The organism is Mycobacterium sp. P4_H6 (genome assembly GCF_056400845.1).
Genome location: NZ_JBFUKN010000160.1, coordinates 1 through 4,969, shown reverse-complemented (window position 1 = coordinate 4,969; position 4,969 = coordinate 1). Strand labels below are relative to the sequence as shown.

Below are 4,969 nucleotides of genomic sequence, written 5' to 3'. Positions count from 1 at the left end.
GGTGCGGCAGCTTGCGGTGGCGGCGGCGCCGGTGCGGCCGGGGCGATGTTGAGGGTCCGGGCCATCTCGCGCGACGCGCGTGGCGGTGGCGGGGTCAGCGGCGCTGCGGGCGGCGGTGCTTTCTCGACGGCGACCACCGGGCGCGGCGGCGGTTCGGGTGCCTCCGGGGCGGTCAGGGCGACCGACAGCGAGACGACGAAGACGACGGCCGCGGAGCCCGCCGCGATGGCCAGCGCGCCAACCCAGGTGATGCGCTTCTTGGTCTCCGGTGCTTCGGGCGTGTTGGCGGCGAGCGCGGAGGCCAGCGCGGCGCCGCGGGTGAGCGCGAAGTCGGCTTCGGTGGCGGTGATGACGGGGCGGTCAGTTTCCTCGGCGACGGCCGCGACGAGGTCGTCGGGATCCTCGGAGCCCAGGATGTAGACGGCGTCGGGGCTGGGTCGGGCGGCGTGCACGATGGCGCGGACCCGGTCGTTGAGGGTGGCGGCGTCCTCGTGGTCGATGTGCTCGACGTGGATCTCGAAGCCGTCGACGGTGGCGACGACGGCCCCGTCGGGTTCGACGACGCAGACGACCAGGAAGTCCTGTCCGGCGATGTCGGCGATACCGCGGGCCAGCGCCGCGGTGGCTTCCACGTCGCGGACGGCGACCACGGGTGCGCCGCCGGCGTAGGCGTCGAGGGCTTCGCGGACCTTGACGGCCTCGGATTCGGCGTCGTGTGACCAGGTGATGCCGACAGCGCGCAGGTCGGCGTCGGCCGGGAGCTCGGCCAGAAAGTCCTCGATGTGGTCGGCGTCCACGACGGCGCGGTCGATCGGGTGGCCCTCGCCGGTGTCGCCGTCGACCAGCTCGCCGTGGATGTCCTTCGATGTCACCGATAGGCCCAGTACGAGGCTCATTGGGGTCCCCCTGATCCGTCGTCCATTGGGGTTGAGGTTACCCGGGAGCGTCGCGAAGTATCCCGGTGAGTTGTTGCGGGGTCACACTGGTCACCCGCGTTGCCGCGAAAAAGACGGGTCCGTCGGTGCCCACCTATGAGCGACAAATGAGCGACAACTAGATGCTGGGAGCGATCGGGTTGACACACTCTTCGTCCGGAATCGATCACGACACCAGCTCCGATCGGATGCACAGCAGTTGAGTGGTGATTGTTCGCACGACCCTCTAACCGGCTTTCGCGAGGAAAACCTCCAGGCCTGAAGGCGATGAAACGCTCTCGGTCATGCACCCGGTTCGAACTTCAGCGGTAACGCCTGCTCATCGGCGCCCTGCTCGTGAAGCGCTTCAGACCAGCGCCGATAGTCGGCCTCATGGGTTGCGCCAATCCGCTTGCCTTCGTCCGTGATTCGAAGCCACAGCGTCCACGGCCAGCCCGCGCGGTCGGCAAATTTGTCGATGTAGTCCGCTGATAAGCGCTCGACAGACTCAGCCAAGTCAGACGTCCACGGCTCGAAATGTGCGCCGTGCTCACGAAGGTCACCCGGTTCGGCCAAGCCATCGCGGATCAGCGCAGCCACAAGCGCCAACGTCTTGCGTTGGACCTCTGCGAGCGGATCCGACACATTCTCGAAGGCGACATGGCGGTGCGCGTCCCAAAGCTTCACCCAGTCGTACTGGCCTTCGACAAGGAGCTTCTCGCGCGCAGAAAGCATCCCGACCCTCGCCTTTCTCGACGTCGAGAGCATAGCGAACAGGCTCAACCCCAGACATGATTGAGATCACTCATCGCAGCAAACTTCTGCGAGTTCCGGCGCTATGCAGACACCACCGAACTGCGCCGGAATTCTGCGGCGAACCCGTCGGCGATCCCGGCCGCCCGGCGACGGTATTCGTCAAAGTGCAAGTCCTGGTCGCCGCGCTGATGCCGTGACGCCAGACGCGCCAAGGCATCGGCACCCTCGTTCAGCGGTTCGCCAGAGTGGCCGGGTGCCCAGCGCACGTCGATCCGTTCCCGATCGACATGGATCTGGCGTCGGGCGGCCTGCAGCGGACCATCCGCCGGGTACTCAACCGGCACGGTGGTGTCGCCGCCCTTCCAGCGGTCCACCATGGCGACGGCGTCCTGGCTGTCGGACACGATCGACAGCCTTCGGCGTGTCAGTTCACACACGGCGTCACCGATCGCAAGGAGCTCGGAAACCAGGACCGGTTGCCTACCCACCGTGGTGAGCGATGAGCGGTATCCCGCCATGCCGTAATGCCCGGTGCAGGACAACCACGCGAAGCCGGCGTGCTTGCCGCGCACCGAGCCATCGGTGGCGACCGTCATCGGTTCCCGATCCACCGGAAGCGACACCACCGGCGCGGACGGGCTGTGTCGCAGTCGCTCCACCGCGGCGTCCACCAACGGCTGTTCCGAGGTGTCGGGACGTTCGATCCACCAATGGATCTGGTGGGGCTGCCGCCACAGCGGGCTGCTCCCTTTGAGGTTCACCAGGAACCGCATCCGCAGGTGCTTCCCGTGCTCGGCGCGGATCCGGGCCATGGTCTCCAGCAGCGCGGCCTCCTTGGTGGGCGCAGCGATGAACCCCGACCAGGTCTGCAACTCCCCGATCGCGGTGTAGCGGTAGCCGAAATCGACTGCCGCGACGGCGATCGCGATCGTCTCGGGCGGGCGCGGGCGAGCGAAGGCGAGGTCGACCGGTTTGGGTCGAGCTCGCGGCAGCGGCGCCATCTACCCGCATTCCGGCGGCAGGTACTGGCCGTGGACTCCGCGCGGATCGCCCTGCTGATACAGCTTGTCCTCGTGCTCGGCGCGCTGCGCGAGCATGTCGCGCTGTAACTGCTCGTGGCGCACCTGTTCCTCACGCTGCTGCGCGCCTTTCAGCGCCCAGAATCCGACACCGGCCAGCACGCCGATCACCGCGAAAACGGCGAGCAGCCAGGGGTGTTGGGCGATCAGACCTATCAGGAAGAAACCGCCGAACACCGCCAGCGCGATCAGCGGCCGCCAGTTCGCGGTGCGTACGGTCGCGCCAGTGCCGGCGACCGCCACCGATGACCCACCGCCACCGAAGATGGCGGCCAGAGCCCAGATCGGCAGCCACAGTCCGCAGGTGAACACAGTCAGTACCAGATGCAGTCCGTGGCTGGTGCCGCCATGGGATACCGCGACCGCCACGGCCTGTGCCGGCGGCGCCGGCACGGGTGGCGGGGTGGGTGTGAAGTGCTGGGTCCAGCGGTGGCCGTCGTGGTAGCGCTGGCCGGGCTGGCCCGCCGGATCCGGGTACCAGCCGGGGTGTGTGTTCATGGTGTCCTCCGTCGATTCGCTTCGTGCTCAAGCGAGCCGGACAGAATGACAGAGGGCACCGACAAGTTCGGCCGATGAGCCCCCGGACCGTCAGGAGCGACGTCTGGGTCCGTCGAGGTAGTAGCCGATCAGGTACGCGATCGGCGGAAGCATGAAGACCGGGATGGAGCTCACGACGATCAGCGCAAGCTGCACCCACCGGCGGCGGGCGATCGGAAAGCCGTCATAGGAGTCGATGTACCCGATACCGGCTAGCAATACGACTGGCAATGCCGCAACGCCGAGTGTCGCGCCAGACATCCCCAGCACGAGCGCGCTCACTCCGGCACACACGCTGGCAACTGTCATGAGCCACCACTGCGCGTCAGCGGTTACCTGACCGCGATACGAGTCCGGCGGCGGGAGCACCCGAGGTGAGGGACTGCCATCGGGGAGCGGATCAGGTTGAGTTCGAGCGATCCAGAACGAATAAATTCGCCCGCCTAGTTTGAGGTAGGAAGTACGGAAATAGGCATAACAAAGAGCCGCCGCAATGCCCACCGCATAAATCACAAGCGCGGTGCGCCAACCCCGATGCGACGCCCCGAGTGTCATCACGCCAAGGCTCAGCAGCCACATCGACCAATAGATTCGGCGCTCAGCACGAACGTTGTGGGTAACTCCAAGAGCGATCGAGCCGACGATGCCTATGGCGAGTCCGACCTGGAGCCAGGCACTGCTGTTCAACCGTCTGCTCAGTCCCAGTCTTGGACGGCGAACATGAAGAGCCCCCAGCTGAAGCCTGCTCCGTAACCGCGGCCGTTCCAACTGAACCCATACTCTTGATAGTTCGCCAAGTACTGGTCATCGAGTGGACGCAGCGGGCCCGGGGTCAGCGGACCAAAGCGTCGGGCGAAGTCGTCGACATCCGCTCCCCGTGGACCCAACTCTTTCGGAGACTCGACTTGCGGGACCTGTCCGCGCATTCGCCGGTAGTTCATTGACTGGGTCGAACCACTTTCGGCCGCCACCGCTTTGAAGTCGAAGTCCGGCCATAGAGCACTGGTGAATTCCGGCGACGTGGCGTCGCTGTCGGTCCCGGTGAGTAGCACCTTCAAATTTTGGAAGTAGGAAGCCTCGTCTCCAAGTGAGGACGCGACGCGGTCACGCACCCGCTCACCATCTTCTACAGAAAGTCCGTGCTCCGACAACTTCGCGTGTAGATGTTCGGTGCCCTGAAACATCGACATCCGCAACTTCATGGTCATCAGCACATAGATCTCGAAATCAACGATGGTCTGCAATCTCTGTCATGACAGGCCCTTTACTACCTGAGGTCAACTGTCGAGGTTACCTCCGATATCGGGGTTCGGTTGTCACCATTTCGGCCACTTCCCTCGTAGGCTGACCCGCGTGGGCAGCACCATCACAAGCACAGAAGCCAAGAGCAATACCTACCGCGTGCTGGTGGACCTGGACGGCTCCACCCCGCCGATCTGGCGGCGCCTCGATCTCCGTGCGGATCTGCCGCTGGACGTGGTGCACCTGGTGGTGCAGGCCGCGTTCGACTGGGAGAACCGGCATCTGTACCGCTTCGCCATGGGTGGAGGACCATTCGATGACCGCAGCCTGAAGGTCCTCTGCGATGAGGACATCGCCGAGGGTGAGGATCGTGGCCAACCTGCGTCCCAGACGTCGTTGGGCGCGATGATGAGTGAGCCCGGCGACCGGCTGAGCTATGTC

Annotated in this window: 7 protein-coding genes; 1 reads left to right on the top strand and 6 read right to left on the bottom strand. The window is 65.4% G+C overall.

Annotated features, from left to right (window positions below):
• From AC1DTF_RS32040 to AC1DTF_RS32015, 6 genes are all read right to left on the bottom strand, one after another.
• The coding region (locus tag AC1DTF_RS32040) for a DUF7159 family protein (RefSeq protein WP_477476994.1) at positions 1–896 on the bottom strand (896 nt) is incomplete at its 3' end.
• A 321-nt stretch (positions 897–1,217) separates the two neighbouring features.
• Complete coding sequence (locus AC1DTF_RS32035; RefSeq protein ID WP_477476993.1) at positions 1,218–1,682, bottom strand: hypothetical protein; 465 nt, start codon at positions 1,680–1,682, stop codon at positions 1,218–1,220.
• Positions 1,683–1,750: 68 nt separating this feature from the next.
• Entirely contained in the window at positions 1,751–2,671 is a 921-nt protein-coding gene (locus AC1DTF_RS32030) for an RNase H family protein (RefSeq protein WP_477476992.1), read from the bottom strand.
• Positions 2,672–3,247, bottom strand: coding sequence for a DUF2510 domain-containing protein (locus tag AC1DTF_RS32025; RefSeq protein WP_477476991.1), 576 nt, complete (start codon positions 3,245–3,247; stop codon positions 2,672–2,674). It lies immediately after the preceding gene.
• Positions 3,248–3,337: 90 nt separating this feature from the next.
• Positions 3,338–3,973: a hypothetical protein gene (locus AC1DTF_RS32020; RefSeq protein ID WP_477476990.1), complete on the bottom strand. Its 636-nt coding sequence runs from the start codon at positions 3,971–3,973 to the stop codon at positions 3,338–3,340.
• 8 nt (positions 3,974–3,981) lie between these two features.
• A complete protein-coding gene (locus tag AC1DTF_RS32015) occupies positions 3,982–4,530 on the bottom strand; it encodes a hypothetical protein (protein ID WP_477476989.1) in 549 nt (182 codons plus the stop codon).
• Positions 4,531–4,639: 109 nt separating this feature from the next.
• Between AC1DTF_RS32015 and AC1DTF_RS32010 the strand changes: the two genes are divergently transcribed.
• Positions 4,640–4,969 (top strand): plasmid pRiA4b ORF-3 family protein (locus AC1DTF_RS32010; protein WP_477476988.1); only part of this gene is annotated, 330 nt, incomplete at its 3' end.